Source organism: Methylobacterium sp. NPDC080182 (genome assembly GCF_050281105.1).
Taxonomy (GTDB): domain Bacteria; phylum Pseudomonadota; class Alphaproteobacteria; order Rhizobiales; family Beijerinckiaceae; genus Methylobacterium.
This window is the reverse complement of the sequence record NZ_JBNNWO010000002.1, coordinates 240,666-255,529: the sequence shown is the minus strand read 5'-3', so window position 1 is coordinate 255,529 and position 14,864 is coordinate 240,666. Positions and strand designations below refer to the sequence as shown.

The window sequence follows — 14,864 nt, the reverse complement described above, 5'->3', positions numbered from 1 at the left end:
CGGTCCCTCAGGTCCGCGACGGGTAGTTCGGGCTCTCGCGGGTGATCGTCACGTCGTGCACGTGGCTCTCGCGCAGGCCGGCATTGGTGATGCGGATGAACTGCGCCCGCTCTTGGAACTCGGGGATCGTGGCGCCGCCGACGTAGCCCATGGCGGCGCGCAGGCCGCCGGCGAGCTGGTGCAGGACGTTGCCCACCGGGCCCTTGTAGGGGACCTGCCCCTCGATACCCTCCGGCACGAGTTTGTGGGTGTCGTTCACCTCGGCCTGGAAGTAGCGGTCGGCCGAGCCGCGGGCCATGGCGCCCACCGAGCCCATGCCGCGGTACGACTTGTAGGAGCGGCCCTGATAAAGGAACACCTCGCCGGGCGCCTCGTCGGTGCCGGCGAGCAGCGAGCCGAGCATCGCCACAGAGGCGCCGGCCGCGATCGCCTTGGCGAGGTCGCCCGAATACTTGATGCCGCCGTCGGCGATGACCGGGACGTCGGCCTCGCCGGCCGCCTCGACCGCCTCCATCAGCGCGGTGAGCTGCGGCACGCCCACGCCCGCCACGATGCGGGTCGTGCAGATCGAGCCCGGGCCGATGCCGACCTTGATGGCGTCGGCGCCGGCGTCGATCAGCGCCTTGGCGCCGTCCCGCGTCGCGACGTTGCCGGCGATGACCTGAACGGCGTTCGAGAGCTGCTTCACGCGGGCGACGGCATCGAGCACCTTGATCGAGTGGCCGTGGGCGGTGTCGACCACGATCACGTCGCAGCCGGCGTCGATCAGGCGCTCGGCCCGCTCGAAGCCGCTGTCGCCCGTCGTCGTGGCGGCGGCGACGCGCAGCCGCCCCTGCTCGTCCTTGACGGCGTTCGGGTAGGCGACGCGCTTCTCGATGTCCTTGACGGTGATCAGGCCGATGCAGCGGTAATGGTCGTCGACGACCAGCAGCTTCTCGATCCGGAACTGGTGAAGCAGCCGCTTGGCCTCGTCCTGGGTCACGCCCTCGCGGACCGTGATCAGGCGGTCGCGGGTCATCAGCTCGGCGACCGGCTGGTTGGAGTTCGTCGCGAAGCGGACGTCGCGGTTGGTCAGGATGCCGACGAGCTTGCCCCGCGAGCCGTTGGGGCCGCGCTCGACCACCGGGATGCCGGAGATCCGGTTGAGCTTCATCACCTCGAAGGCGTCGGCGAGCGTCTCGTCGGGGTGGATGGTGATGGGGTTCATCACCATGCCGGACTCGTACTTCTTGACGAGGCGGACCTGCTCGGCCTGCTCCGGCGGCTCGAGGTTGCGGTGGATGACGCCCATGCCGCCGTTGGCCGCCATGGCGATGGCCATCGGCGCTTCGGTGACCGTGTCCATCGCCGAGGCGAGGATCGGCAGGTTCAGCGGAATCGTGCGGGTCAGCCGCGAGGCGACGTTGACTTCGGTCGGCATCACCGAGGAGGCGGCGGGCCGCAGGAGCACGTCGTCGAAGGTGAGTCCCTCGATGATCGATGCGGTTTCTACTCGGGCCATGTGCCAACTTTCCTCGGACGGCAGCGCGCGTGGAGGCCGCGCTGGGGGATCGGGTTGGCAAGTGCCAGTATCACGGGCTCCGCGAAGGCGCCAATGCGCGGTTGATGCGTCGCAGCGCGAAAACGCGCATGGCTCGAGGCTTATCCACGCCCGCTCGACGGGCGCGTCAGTGCCATGAACGGACGTCTGCGGTCAGACGCGGAGTTGGCGCGGGCGCCTCAGCGCATCGCCGGCGTGGCCGGGCCCTTGTCGGTGTATTCGGGCGGCAGGCCGATATAGTCGCCGAGCATGCCGTCGATGCCCGGCGCGCGGCCGAAGGCCTCGCAGTCCGGGTCGAGGGGCGCCTCGCCCAGGGTGGTGATGCGGATCCGGTCCCAGGTCGGGATCGTGTTGGGGGCGGTGAACGGGTCGTCGCCGGTCGCCAGCATGTAGCCGAAATCCTGGCCGAACTCGCCGGCGAGGTCGTAGGCGTCGCTGGCGCGGGAGAAGCGCGGCTGGCTGGTGAACGAGTTGGCCGCTCCGCCCCAGACCATGGCGGCCCGCTGCTCGCGGCGCCGGTCCAGAGCCTCGGCCTCGACCGTCAGGCTCCCGAGCCCGATCGGCACGCGCGGAATCGGCACGCGCCCGACACCCTCGGCGAAGCTCAGGCCGAGCTGCGAGGCGACCGTCACGCCCGCCGAGCCCGCGATCGTCGCGCCGGCACCGAGCAGGTCCGTCGGATCGACGCGGGTGACCTGCGCCCGCACGGTCAGGTCGGCGTCACGGCTGGTGACGATGTCGTACTTCAGCGACAGGTCGTAGCACAGCGCCCGGTCGGCGGCGTTGGCGATGAGCCGCCGCTCGGCGGCCGTCAGCGGGGCGGCGCCGGACACGTCGGCGTGGAACGCCGTCGGGATGATGCGGACGGTGCGGGCCTTCGCCAGGGCCGGCCGGTCGACGTAGATCCGCGAGGCCGAGGCGACCTGATCGCTGGACTTCAGCCGGTCGTAGCGTGTCAGCGAGCCGCGATCGTTGAGCAGGACAGTGCCGCAGGCGGCGACCATCGAGAGAAGGGCGACGCCGGCGGCGATCCGCGCCACGGAGCGGACCTTGCTGGGGCTGGGCTGCATCGAAATCCTCGCGCGCCGGCGCCGGGCCGGCTGGAGCGGCCTCACGGACGCGTGATGGAAACTTAGCCATTGGCGCACCCGCAAAAAAGGTGGCTCCGCGCCGCGGCTCAACCTCTGTTGCACGATGGATACATTCGCGAAACATGAGGGTGCGAGGTGGCCGCGCTGCCGTGCAACCGCGGCGGCGCGACATGCGTCTGCTGTGTGATGCCCGCGACCACCCAAAGACCGCTCTGGATCGTCCCCCTGACGGTCGCCACCGCGCTGTTCATGGAGAACACCGATTCCACGGTGATCGCCACGGCGCTCCCGAGCATCGCCGCGAGCCTCCACGAGGACCCGATCGCCCTCAAGCTGGCGCTGACCTCCTACCTGGTCAGCCTCGCGATCTTCATCCCGGTGAGCGGCTGGATGGCGGACCGGTACGGGTCGCGGACGGTGTTCCGCGCGGCCCTCGTGGTCTTCATGGCGGGCTCGCTCGCCTGTGCGGCCGCGAACGGCCTCGCGTGGTTCGTCGCCGCGCGTTTCCTCCAGGGCATGGGGGGCGCCATGATGGTGCCGGTCGGGCGCCTCGTGGTGCTGCGCAGCGTGCCGAAATCGCAGCTCGTGACGGCCCTCGCCTACCTGACCTTCCCGGCGCTGGTCGGCCCGGTGCTCGGTCCGCCGGTCGGCGGCCTGATCACCACGTGGTTCGACTGGCGCTGGATCTTCTTCATCAACCTGCCGATCGGCTGCGCCGGGATCGTGCTGGCGAGCCTGTACTTCGAGGACGTGCGCGAGCCGGAGCGACCGCCCCTCGACTTGCTCGGCTTCGCGCTGCTCGGGACCGGCCTCGCCGCCCTGATGCTCGGCCTCGCCTCCCTCGGCCGCCACCTGCTGCCGGCGGAAGTCTCCTGGGGCTGCCTCGCCGCGGGCGCGCTGCTCCTGCCGCTCTACTGGGCACATGCGCGGCGGGTGCCCTACCCGATCGTCCGCCTCGACCTGATGCGGCGGCCGACCTTCCGGGTCGCGGTGCTCGGCGGCAGCCTGTTCCGGATCGGCACCGGCGCGATCCCGTTCCTGCTGCCGCTGATGCTGCAGGTCGGCTTCGGGCTCGACGCCCTGCAGTCGGGCCTGATCACCTTCGCGGCGGCGGCCGGCGCGATGTTCGTGAAGACTCTGGGTCCGCGGATCCTGCGCCGCACCGGCTTCCGCGCCCTGATGGTCTGGAACGCCCTGCTGGCCTCGGCCTTCCTGGCGGTCAACGGGTTCTACACCGCGCAGACGCCCCACTGGATCATGGTGATCCTGCTGTTCGTCGGCGGCTGCTCGCGCTCGATCCAGTTCACCTGCGTCAACGCCATCGCGTACGCCGACCTCGAATCGAAGGAGATGAGCGCGGCCACGAGCTTCGCCAGCGTCTGCCAGCAGCTGTCGCTCAGCCTCGGCGTCACGCTGGGCGCGCTGGCGCTCGAGGGGAATGCCGGGTTCCACGGCCGAACGGAGATCCAGGCCTCGGATTTCGGGCCGGCCTTCTTCGCCGTCGCCGTGATCTCGGCGGCCTCGGCACTGGCCTTCCGCAACCTGTCGCCGGATGCCGGCGCGGAGATCTCCGGGCGGAAGATGTCTGCCGCGCCGCCCGCCCCGACGACCGAGATGAGGCCGCGGCACGGCTGATCAGGCCGCGGCGCGGGCCGGCGGCCGGCCGGCAGCGCGCTTGCCGGCGTTCCGCGGCGCGCTACCCTTGCCGGAGGCCTTCGCGGAGGCGGGCTTCGCGCTCGGCGCCGCGGCGCGGGTTCCGGCGCGCCAGCCCTGCCAGCTGAGGGCGCCCGGACCGCTCAGGGCGTACATGAGGAACCCGCCGGCGAGGCCGAGATCGGCCAGCATCAGCGTGCGCTCGGCGACCGCGGCGGGTCCCACATAGTACCAGAACGGGTGGAGCACGAAGGCCGTCACGGCGGCGAAGAGCGCGAGCGCCAGCCCGGTGAGCCCCGGCAGGACGCCGAGGATCAGGGCGAGCGGTCCGAACACCTGCACCACCACGGCGGCGGTGGCGACGCCGTTGGGAAACGGCATCCCGGCCCCCGCGAGCGTCATCGCGAACCCCGACACGTTGAGCGCCCGGGCGATCCCGGTCGGCAGGAGCGCGGCGGCCAGCAGCAGGCGCGCGACGAGGAGGGTTCCGTCCTGGGCGCGGGCGAGCATCGGCGTGTCCGGTCGGGTGGATCAGGACAGCAGTGTTGCAACTTTCCGCTGAAGACCCCGTTAAGGACGACGCCTCAACCGACGCCTCAACCGACGCCTCAACCGCCGACGCCGCCGCGGAACAGCCGGCCGCGCTCGGTCCAGGCGACGACGAGGAGCGACAGGGCGCCGAGACCCGCGTAGCCGATCGCCACGGGGAGCACCGTGCCGTCGAAGGACTGGCCGATCAGGAAGCCGCAGAACGCGCCCAGGATCGTGGTGTAGAAGCCCAGGAACGACGAGGCCGTGCCGGCGATGGCGCCGAGGGGCTCCAGCGCGAGGGCGTTGAAGTTCGGCATCGCGAAGCTGATCAGGAACTGATTCACCGCGAGGACCGACAGGAACAGGGCCAGCGGCGGGTGGCCGTGATAGGCCAGCCCGACGCCGACCTGCGCGAGGCCGACGAGCGTGAAGGCGATGACGCCGCTGTGCGACATCGCCCGCATCCCGAGCCGCCGGACCACGCGGGCGTTGATGAGCGTCGCCGCGCCCATCGCGCCGGCCACGAGCCCGAAGGCCAGCGGGAAGAGCGGGCCGAGGTGGTACAGGCCGGTATCGAAGACCTGCTGGGCCGAGCCGACGTAGCCCATGATGCAGCCGGTCATCAGCCCAAGCGCGGTGGCGTAACCGACGGCGACGCGGGTCTTCAGCGTCAGGCGGATCGCCTCCCAGGTCGCGGCCGGCGAGAGCGGTCGGCGATATTCCGGGTGCAGCGTCTCGGGCATCCGCAGGGAGAACCAGATCGTCAGCCAGAAGGCGAGGACCAGCATCGAGACGAAGACGTAGACCCAGGAGCCCAGCGCCAGCATCATGCCGCCGATCGCCGGCGCGATCATCGGGACGATCAGGAACACCATCATGGTGAGTGACATGACGCTCGCCATCTCGCGGCCCGCGAACCGGTCGCGCACGATCGCCACCGACAGCACCCGCCCGCCGGCGGCGCCGATGCCCTGGATGATCCGGGCGGCGAGCAGCCAGCCGAAGCTCGGCGCCACCATGGCGAGGAAGCAGCCGATCACGTAGACGGCGAGGCTCGCCAGCAGCACCGGCCGTCGCCCGATTGCGTCGGAGACCGGCCCGTAGACGATCTGCGCGAAGCCGAAGCCGATCATGTAGACGTAGACGAGGAGCTGCAGCCGGTTGGGATCGGCCACGGCGAACCGCGCCTCGATGGCCGGGAAGGCGGGCAGCAGGTTGTCGATGGAGATCGCCGTCACCGCCATCATCAGGGCGATGATGGCGACGAACTCGGCGAAGCCCGGCCCGGACCAGGGCCGCGGGGCGCGGTCGTCCTGGACCGGCGGCACGGGCCGAATCGCGATGGTCACGGCGGGCTCTCGGGGTGCGCGGGAACGGGCCGATCAGGGCTCGTCCTTCACGGCACAGTTGTGACAACCCTGCCCGCACCGCGCAGTTCAGGCCGGCAGCGGGCGCAGGGCCGGCGCGTCGGGCTTGCGGCCCACGAAGGCGGCCATCAGGGCGGCGACGAGGCAGAGCAGGCCGGCCGCCACGAAGGCGCCGAGATAGGTGCCGCTCTCGGTCCGGACCATGCCGGCGAGCCACGCCGCGGACGCCGCGCCGATCTGGTGCGCGGCCGCGATCCAGCCGAACATCAGCGCGGCGTTCTCCTCCCCGAACGATTTGCCCGCCAGCTGGACGGTGGGCGGCACGGTTGCGATCCAGTCGAGCCCGTAGAAGACCGCGAACAGCGACAGGCCGTAGAAGCTGTAGTCGAAGGAATAGGGCAGGAAGATCAGCGAGAGTCCGCGCAGCCCGTAGTACCAGGCCAGGAGCTTGCGCGAGTCGAACCGGTCTGTGAGCCAACCCGACGCCGTAGTGCCGACCAAGTCGCAGATCCCCATCAGCGCCAGCAGGCCGGCGGCCGTGACCTCGGCGATGCCGTGATCGATGCAGGCCGGGATCAGGTGGGTGCCGATCAGGCCGTTGGTCGAGGCGCCGCAGATGAAGAACGTGCCGGCGAGCAGCCAGAAATCCCGGGAGCGCAGGCCGATGCGCAGGCCGCGGAGCGCCCGCACGGCCGGGTTCTCGGTCAGCACCGGCGTCGGCGTCACCGCGTCCTCACCGTAGCGGGGCAGGCCGAGATCCGCCGGCCGGTCGCGCAGGAGCAGGGCCGCCAGCGGGATCAGCGCCAGGGTCGCGGCGGCGACCACCAGCGAGACGGAGCGCCAGCCCTGCCCCACCGCGATCGAGGCCAGCATCGGCAGGAAGACCAGCTGACCCGTGGCGCTGCTCGCGGTCAGCAGGCCGAGCACGAGACCCCGGCGCTTGGCGAACCAGCGCCCGGCCACGGTGGCGCCGAGCACGTTGGCCACCATGCCGGACCCGGATCCGACGACGAGGCCCCAGAGCAGGACCATCTGCCAGGGCGCGGTCATCAGGCTCGTGGCGGCGGTGCCGATTGCCAGGATCAGGAGCGCACCGCAGACCGAGCGCCGCAGGCCGAACCGCTCGATGATCGCCACCGCGAAGGGGCCGATCATCCCGTACAGGAAGATGTTGAGCGCGATCCCGACGCTGATCGTGGCCGCGGTCCAGCCGAATTCCCGTTCCCAGGGGACGATCAGCACGCTCGGGGTGGCCCGGACCCCGGCCCCGACGAGCAGAACCAGGAAAGTCACCGCGACGACGATCCAGGCGTAGTGCAGGCGCGACCCGGGGCGCGTCTCTGTCAGGGCGGTCATGGACGGGCTCCGGAAGCGGGGCGGATCGGTCAGGCGGCGGAGATCAGGGACTCCGCCAGGGCGGAGACGGTCGCGGGATCGACCCGGGCGTTGATACGGCTCTGCGCCTCGCGCCAGTAGGGCGTCGCGGCCGCGAGGGCCTCGCGGCCCGACGCGGTCAGGGACACGCGGCGCTCGCGCGGATCCGCCGCGCCGGGCGTGACCGAGACGAAGCCGCGGCGCTTGAGCGGGTCGAGGTTGCGGCCCATCGTGGTCCGCTCCAGCGCCGCCTCGGCGGCGAGGCGGGAGACCGGGACCGGTCCGAGCCGGTCAAGCAGCCGCAGGATCGCGAACTGGGTCACGCGGAGCCCGGTCGGCTTCAGGGCGGCGTCGTAGATCGCCGTCAGCGCCCGCGTGGCGCGACGCAGGGCGGAGCAGGTGCACGGCTCGGGTGACGGGGCGCTCATGGAATGGGTGTATATGCACGCATCGGGCGTTCGGCAAGGCGAAGCTGACGGTTCGCAGCGATCGACACCCGTTGGCCCGGAAACGGGCGGGCGCTGTCATCGACACGGCCGGTCACGCTGCTATCGCTTGGGCGAGTGACCCGGTTCGGGAGAAGCGCGATGACACTCGAGACCGCGACGGCGTTGTCCTCCTCGGAGCAGAAGACGGCCCGCACCGGGCTGATAGAGGCGGCCGCCGACATCGTCACCGAGCAGGGCGGACCCGGCGGCTTCGTCCGCGACCTGTTCGGCCGCGTGACGCCGGAGGATCTCGCCCCCTACGACCCCTCAATCCTGGCGGACCTCGCCGCCCGCGCCCGCGCCTTCCTGTCCGAGCCGCGGAGACCGGGCGACCCGGCGCGGCTGCGCCTGAGCGACAGCCAGCTGGTGCGCGACGGCCGTGCGCGCGAGACGACGGTCCTGGAGGTGATCAACGACAACCGTCCGTTCCTGCTGGACTCGACCCTGGCCGAACTGACCGAGCATGGCCTCGCCCCGCAGCTCGTGGCGCACCCGATCCTCGGGGTGGAGCGGGACGGCGCGGGCGGGCTCATCCGGGTGGTCGGGGAGACGACCGCGGACGCGCAGGGCAGTCTCGCGCGCGAGAGCTTCATCCACATCCACCTCGACCCCGTGGCGGCCGAGACAGGCGAGCGGCTCCTGAACGCCCTCGCGACCGTCTACCGGGATGTCGCCCTGGCGAGCGACGACCACGACGCCATGCTGGCGCGCCTCACCGACCTCGCCGCCGATCTCGGGCGCGGGCCGACCCCGATGCCGGGACCGGAGACCGAGGAGGCGCGCGCCTTCCTCGAATGGCTGACCGACGGCCAGTTCCTCATCCTCGGCATGCAGGAGCACGGCATCGCCGGCGACGCTCACCCGCTGGTCGAGGGGTCGAGCCTCGGCGTGCTCCGCGATCCGGGCGCCACGCCCCTGCGCCGCGGCCGGACGCCTGTGGACTACACGCCGGAGATCCTCGCCTTCCTGGAAGAGCCGCAGCCGCTGATCATCACCAAGGCCAGCGTGAAGTCCCGGGTCCACCGCTCGGCCTACCTGGACTATGTCGGCGTCAAGCTGTTCTCCGGCCTCGGCAAGCTGTCGGGCGAGGTGCGGATCGTCGGCCTGTTCACCGCCTCCGCCTACACGAGCCCGGCCCGCGAGGTTCCGGTCCTGCGCCGGAAGGTGGAGGCCGTCGTCCAGCGCGCCGGCCTCGACCCGACGAGCCATGCGGGCCGCAGCCTCCTCGCCGTGCTGGAGAGCTACCCGCGGGACGAACTCTTCCAGATCGACGGCGAGCGGCTCTACCGTTTCACCCTGGCCATCGCCGCCCTGGCCGACCGCCCGCGGGTCCGCGTGCTGTCCCGGCCCGACCGGTTCGGCCGCTTCGTGTCGCTGCTCGTCTACGTCCCGAAGGACCGCTACGATTCCGCGATCCGCGGACGGATCGGCAGCTACCTCGCCGAGACCTACGGCGGGCGGCTCAGCGCGTCCTACCCCGACTACCCGGAAGGCTCGCTCGCCCGGATCCACTACATCATCGGCCTGCCCGATCAGGGCAGCCCCGAGCACGATCCCGCCTCCCTGGAGGCCGGGATCGTCGCCCTGGTCCGGACCTGGGGCGACGCGCTGCGGGCGGCGCTGGCCGAATCCCAGGGGGGCGACCGCGCGCGGCAACTCGCCGCCCGCTACGGCGACGCGTTCTCGGCAGCCTATCGGGACAATTTCCAGCCTGAGGTCGCCGTCGCCGACGTGACCATCCTCGACAGCCTCGGCGAGACTCAGCCGCGGGCCGTCCATCTCGATCGGCGACCCAGCGACCCCGCGGCGCAGGTCCGCCTGAAGGCGTTCTCGCGCGGCACGGCGATCGCGCTGTCCGACCGGGTCCCGGCGCTCGAGAATCTCGGCTTCCGCGTCATCAACGAGCGCACGTACCAGATCGCGCCGTCCGGGACGGACGAGGCCGCGCGGGTCTGGCTGCACGACATGCTGATCGAGCGCGCCACCGGCGCCCCGATCGACCTCGCGGCGCTGGAACGCCCGCTGGAGGCCGCGATGCTCGCCATCGCGGACGGTATAGCCGAGTCCGACGGGTACAACCGGCTCGTCCTTGAGGCAGCCCTCCCCTGGCGGGAGGCGGCCCTGCTCCGGGCCCTGGGCCGCTACCTGCGCCAGCTGCGTATCCGCTACGGGCAGGACTACCTCGCGGGCACGCTGAGCCGCCACGCCGGGATCGCGCGCGCGATCGTGGCGCTGTTCCGCGCCCGGTTCGACCCGGCGCTCACCGGTGACCGGACCGCGCAGGAGGCCGAGGTACGCGCCGAGATCGAGACGGCGCTCGCCGAGGTCACGAGCCTCGACGACGACCGGATCCTCCGCCGGTTCGTCAACCTCGTCGAGGCGGCGGTTCGGACGAACTTCTACCAGACCGGCGCCGACGGGCAGCCGCGAGAGACGATCAGCTTCAAGTTCGCCTGCGCCAAGGTGACGGCGATGCCGCTGCCGCGGCCGTTCTTCGAGATCTTCGTTTACTCGCCCCGCGTCGAAGGCGTGCACCTCCGCTTCGGCTACGTGGCCCGCGGCGGCCTGCGCTGGTCCGACCGGCCGGAGGATTTCCGCACCGAGATCCTCGGCCTCGTGAAGGCCCAGCAGGTGAAGAACGCCGTGATCGTGCCGGTGGGCGCCAAGGGCGGCTTCTTCCCGAAGCGGCTGCCGCCTGCCTCCGACCGCGCCGCCTGGATGCAAGATGGGACCGAGAGCTACCGGATCTTCATCCGCACGCTGCTCGAACTGACCGACAACATCGTCGACAACGCCATCGTGCCGCCGCCCGACACGGTGCGGCACGATCCCGACGACGCCTACCTGGTGGTCGCCGCCGACAAGGGCACCGCCACCTTCTCGGACATCGCCAACGCCCTCTCGCTGGAGAAGGGCCACTGGCTCGGCGACGCCTTCGCGTCCGGCGGCAGCCAGGGCTACGACCACAAGGGCATGGGCATCACCGCCCGCGGCGCCTGGGAGGCGGTGCGCCGGCATTTCCGCGAAATCGACGTGGACGTGCAGACCGACCCGATCACCACGGTCGGCGTCGGCGACATGTCGGGCGACGTCTTCGGCAACGGCATGCTCCTCTCCGAGAGCATCCGCCTGATCGCGGCCTTCGACCACCGCGACATCTTCCTCGACCCGAACCCGGACGCCGCGGCGAGCTTCGCCGAGCGGCGGCGCCTGTTCGATCTGGGGCGGTCCTCCTGGGCGGATTACGACAAGAGCCTGATCTCGGAGGGCGGCGGCGTGTTCCCGCGCAGCCTGAAGACCGTGCCGCTCTCGGAGGCGATCCGGTCCGCGCTGGGCTTCGACCGGTCCGAGGCGACGCCCACCGAGCTGATGCAGGCGATCCTGAAGGCGCCGGCCGACCTGCTCTGGTTCGGCGGCATCGGCACCTATGTCCGGGCCACCACCGAGACCGACGAAGATGCCGGCGACCGCGCCAACGACGCCCTGCGCATCACTGGGCCGGAGCTGCGCGCGAAGGTCGTCGGCGAGGGCGCCAATCTCGGCCTGACGCAGCGCGGGCGCATCGAGGCGGCGCGCGCGGGCGTCCGCCTCAACACCGACGCGATCGACAACTCGGCCGGCGTGAACACCTCGGACGTCGAGGTGAACATCAAAATCGCGCTGATGACGCCGGAGCGGGACGGCAGGCTCAGCTACGAGGCGCGCAACACCCTGCTCGCCGACATGACCGACGACGTCGGGCGCCTCGTGCTGCGCAACAACGAGTTGCAGACGCTCGCCCTGTCCCTTGCCCAGCGCGGGGGGCTGGGGGAGACCGGCTTCGCCATGCGGACGATGCAGGCACTGGAGGCGGAGGGCCGGCTCGACCGGGCGGTGGAGTTCCTGCCGGACGACGGCACGCTCGCCGAGCGCATGCGCCGGAACGAGGGGCTGACCCGTCCGGAATACGCCGTGCTGCTCGCCTACGCGAAGCTGTCGCTGCACGACGCGATCCTCGAGAGCGCCGTGCCGAACGACCCGTACTTCGACCGGGAGCTGCAGCGCTACTTCCCGAAGGCCCTGCGCGAACGCTTCCCCGACGCCGTCAAGGGACACCGCCTGCGCCGCGAGATCATCGCCACGGCGCTCGCCAACATCATCGTCAACCGGGGTGGCCCGTCGCTGGTGACGCGCCTCGTCGACGGCACCGGCGCGGACGCCGCGACCATCGCCAAGGCCTACGCGGTGACCCGCGACGCCTTCGGCCTGATGGAGCTGAACCTCGCCATCGACGGCCTCGCCGGTCGGGTTCCCGGCCAGGGCCAGCTCGACCTCTACGCCGAGGTGCAGGATCTGCTGACGAACCGGATCGTCTGGTTCATCCGCAACCTCGACCTGGGCGGCGGCCTCGCCCCGGTGGTCGCCCGCTACCGGGACGGCATCGCCGCCGTGGAGGCCGCCCTCCCCAACGTGCTCGGCGACGAGGCGCTGGCGACGATCGGCGCCCGCGCGGCGGAGCTGACCGAGCACGGCATGGCCCCGGCCCAGGCGCGGCGCCTGGCCTCGCTCAGCGCGCTGGTCTCCGCCCCCGACATCGTCCGGGTCGCCGAGGCCAGTGGGCGCCCAGTCGAGGAGGTCGCGGCCACGTATTTCGCCCTGGAGCACGCCTTCCGGCTGGACGACCTCGCCGCCGCGGCGCGGACCGTCCCGGTGGCCGACACGTTCGACCGCGTGGCATTGGAGCGCGCGGGCGCCGGCATTGCTGCCGCGCACCGCAAGTTGACGGCCGAGGTCGTGGCGGATCTTGGCGCCGGGCCGGACGCGGTGGAGGCCTGGATCCGGGCGCGCGGCACCTCGCTCGCCCGGATCCGCGAGGCCGTGGACGCGATCAGCGCCTCCGGCCTCACGGTCTCCAAGGCGACGGTGGCGGCGAGCCTGCTCGGCGACCTCGTCCGGGCCGACTGATCGATCAGGCCCCGGGCGCGGATGCCGGTATGACGCTCCGGCGTCCGCGGCCGACCGCGGTGAGCACCAGTCCGAGCCCGGCGAGCGACACCGCGGCGGCGATCAGCGGCAGCTGGCCGTAGCCGGCCCCGAGGGTCAGCGCCGTGCCCCCGATCCAGGCGCCGGTGGCGTTGCCGAGGTTGAACGCGCCCTGGTTCAGCGTGGAGGCAAGGTTCGGCGCGTCGCTCGCCGCCTCCACGACCCAGATCTGGAGGGGCGAGACCAGGGCGAAGACCAGGCCCGACCAGAGCACCACGACCGCCACCGTGAGCGCCGGATGGTGCGCGACCGCGGCGAGCATCAGCAGGGCCGCCACGATGCCCAGGAAGCTGCCGACGATGGTGGCCATCGGGCCCCGGTCGGCCAGATGCCCACCGAGGAGATTGCCGACGGTCAGGCCCGTGCCGGCGGCGAACAGCACGCCGGTCACGCCCTGCGGCGTGAAGCCGGTCACGCCGGTCAGGAACGGCGTGATGTAGGTGAACACCGTGAAGAAGCTCACCGAGGACAGCGTCGAGATCAGCATCGGCCGCAGCACCGGCCAGCGCCCGAGCGCGCGAAACTCGCTGACGAGCCGGCCGCGGGTCCCGGGAAGCCCGTCCGGCACGCAGAGCTGGATCGCGAGCCCGGCCGCGAGCCCGATCACGACCACCGCCCAGAAGGTCGAGCGCCAGCCCGCCTCCTGCCCGAGGGCGGTGCCCAGCGGCACGCCGAGCACGTTGGCGAGGGTGAGGCCCGCGAACATCAGCGAGACCGCCTGCGTGCGCTTCTCCCGCGGCACGAGATCCCGCGCCACAACGGCGCCGATGCCGAAGAACGCGCCGTGCGCGAAGGCCGTCAGGATCCGCGCGGCCATGAGCAGGGCGTAGCTCGGCGCCAGCGCGCAACCGAGATTGCCGGCCAGGAACACCGCCATCAGCGCCAGCAGCGCGGTCTTGCGCGGCAGGCCCGCGGTCGCGATCGCCACGATCGGCGCGCCCACGACCACGCCCATGGCGTAGCCCGAGACGAGATAGCCGGCCTGGGGAATGGTGACGCCGAAGCTCTGCGCCACCTCCGGGAGCAGGCCCATGATGACGAATTCGGTCGTGCCGATCCCGAACGAGGCGACGGCGAGGGCGAGGATCGGCAGGGGCGGCACGGGGACGTCCTTCGGCGCGGGCTGAGCTCGATGGTGCAGAGCAGCATCGCAGCGCGTTCGCCGATGGATAGCGTCGGAGGCGCGGCGCACAGTTGCGCGGCGCGCAAGGGCCGCGTCGCGGATACGACGCCGCTTAGCCCCGGCTCGGACCTCTCACTCAGCCGGTACCTTCTTCCGCCTCCGCGATTTCGCAGTCGGCGCAGGGGGCGGAGTGGGCGCCTCGATGGCGGCCGCGGCCCCTCCGCGGGTCTTCCGGCGCTGCTGTCCGAGCCCGAGGGCGCGTGCCAGCTCCGATCGCTGCGCCGAATAGCTCGCCGCGGTCATCGGATAGTCCCGGGGCAGGCCCCACTTCTCCCGGTAGGCCTCGGGCGTCAGGCCGCGCAGTGTCAGGTGACGCCGGAGCGTCTTGTACGGCTTCCCGTCCTCGAAGCTGACGATATGATCATTCGTGACCGATTTGCGGATCTGCGACGGACTGAGCTTCTCGACGCTCGAGTTCGCGGCGCGACCTTGAGTTGTCAAACTGTTCAGCGCCGCGTGGATACCGCCGATCAATCCGGGAAGTTCGGAGACCGGAACGGAGTTGTTCGACACGTAAGCGGCGACGATATCGACCGCGAGCCCGATCGCCGGGCTGTGCTCACTGCCTGCGTTCTCACTCACGGCAAACCTCAGGAGTTACAATCATTCAGGCCG

At 71.5% G+C, this 14,864-nt stretch carries 10 protein-coding genes; 2 read left to right on the top strand and 8 right to left on the bottom strand.

Annotated elements, in window-relative coordinates; genetic code table 11:
* Positions 1-7 precede the first annotated feature (7 nt).
* Together guaB and ACQKQD_RS04375 are read right to left on the bottom strand one after the other, a co-directional pair.
* Positions 8-1,501, bottom strand: a complete 1,494-nt coding sequence (guaB, locus tag ACQKQD_RS04380) for an IMP dehydrogenase (protein WP_091678020.1) — start codon at positions 1,499-1,501, stop codon at positions 8-10.
* A 218-nt stretch (positions 1,502-1,719) separates the two neighbouring features.
* Positions 1,720-2,610, bottom strand: a complete 891-nt coding sequence (locus ACQKQD_RS04375) for a DUF3313 domain-containing protein (RefSeq protein ID WP_020091460.1) — start codon at positions 2,608-2,610, stop codon at positions 1,720-1,722.
* A gap of 207 nt (positions 2,611-2,817) precedes the next feature.
* Between ACQKQD_RS04375 and ACQKQD_RS04370 the strand changes: the two genes are divergently transcribed.
* A complete protein-coding gene (locus tag ACQKQD_RS04370) occupies positions 2,818-4,266 on the top strand; it encodes an MFS transporter (RefSeq protein WP_427507582.1) in 1,449 nt (482 codons plus the stop codon).
* Here ACQKQD_RS04370 and ACQKQD_RS04365 read toward each other — a convergent pair whose 3' ends face one another.
* The 4 genes from ACQKQD_RS04365 to ACQKQD_RS04350 form a co-directional block, all read right to left on the bottom strand.
* Positions 4,267-4,794 (bottom strand): DoxX family protein, encoded by a 528-nt coding sequence (locus ACQKQD_RS04365; protein ID WP_427507581.1) that lies wholly within the window; start codon positions 4,792-4,794, stop codon positions 4,267-4,269.
* Between the two features lie 98 nt (positions 4,795-4,892).
* Positions 4,893-6,059, bottom strand: a complete 1,167-nt coding sequence (locus ACQKQD_RS04360; protein ID WP_427507765.1) for a multidrug effflux MFS transporter — start codon at positions 6,057-6,059, stop codon at positions 4,893-4,895.
* 192 nt (positions 6,060-6,251) lie between these two features.
* Positions 6,252-7,538, bottom strand: a complete 1,287-nt coding sequence (locus ACQKQD_RS04355; protein ID WP_427507580.1) for an MFS transporter — start codon at positions 7,536-7,538, stop codon at positions 6,252-6,254.
* A 29-nt stretch (positions 7,539-7,567) separates the two neighbouring features.
* On the bottom strand, positions 7,568-7,984 hold the full coding sequence (locus tag ACQKQD_RS04350; RefSeq protein WP_100250916.1) for a MarR family winged helix-turn-helix transcriptional regulator: 417 nt from the start codon (positions 7,982-7,984) through the stop codon (positions 7,568-7,570).
* 159 nt (positions 7,985-8,143) lie between these two features.
* Here ACQKQD_RS04350 and ACQKQD_RS04345 point away from each other — a divergent pair, with 159 nt between their 5' ends.
* Positions 8,144-12,988, top strand: coding sequence for an NAD-glutamate dehydrogenase (locus ACQKQD_RS04345; protein WP_427507579.1), 4,845 nt, complete (start codon positions 8,144-8,146; stop codon positions 12,986-12,988).
* Between the two features lie 4 nt (positions 12,989-12,992).
* On the opposite strand, the gene ACQKQD_RS04340 is transcribed toward ACQKQD_RS04345, so the two are convergent.
* The gene (locus tag ACQKQD_RS04340; protein ID WP_100250914.1) at positions 12,993-14,168 is read right to left on the bottom strand and encodes an MFS transporter; all 1,176 of its coding nucleotides are present in this window, start codon (positions 14,166-14,168) and stop codon (positions 12,993-12,995) included.
* Between the two features lie 153 nt (positions 14,169-14,321).
* The gene (locus tag ACQKQD_RS04335) at positions 14,322-14,831 is read right to left on the bottom strand and encodes a MucR family transcriptional regulator (RefSeq protein WP_100250913.1); all 510 of its coding nucleotides are present in this window, start codon (positions 14,829-14,831) and stop codon (positions 14,322-14,324) included.
* Positions 14,832-14,864 lie beyond the last annotated feature (33 nt).

Bases quoted from the DNA above. Each gene is read 5' to 3' on its own strand.
- ACQKQD_RS04345 (WP_427507579.1), top strand. From the start codon at position 8,144: ATGACACTCGAGACCGCGACGGCGTTGTCCTCCTCGGAGCAGAAGACG.
- ACQKQD_RS04360 (WP_427507765.1), bottom strand. From the start codon at position 6,059: ATGGCGGTGACGGCGATCTCCATCGACAACCTGCTGCCCGCCTTCCCG.
- guaB (WP_091678020.1), bottom strand. From the start codon at position 1,501: ATGGCCCGAGTAGAAACCGCATCGATCATCGAGGGACTCACCTTCGAC.
- ACQKQD_RS04350 (WP_100250916.1), bottom strand. From the start codon at position 7,984: ATGAGCGCCCCGTCACCCGAGCCGTGCACCTGCTCCGCCCTGCGTCGC.
- ACQKQD_RS04355 (WP_427507580.1), bottom strand. From the start codon at position 7,538: ATGACCGCCCTGACAGAGACGCGCCCCGGGTCGCGCCTGCACTACGCC.
- ACQKQD_RS04365 (WP_427507581.1), bottom strand. From the start codon at position 4,794: ATGCTCGCCCGCGCCCAGGACGGAACCCTCCTCGTCGCGCGCCTGCTG.
- ACQKQD_RS04370 (WP_427507582.1), top strand. From the start codon at position 2,818: ATGCCCGCGACCACCCAAAGACCGCTCTGGATCGTCCCCCTGACGGTC.
- ACQKQD_RS04375 (WP_020091460.1), bottom strand. From the start codon at position 2,610: ATGCAGCCCAGCCCCAGCAAGGTCCGCTCCGTGGCGCGGATCGCCGCC.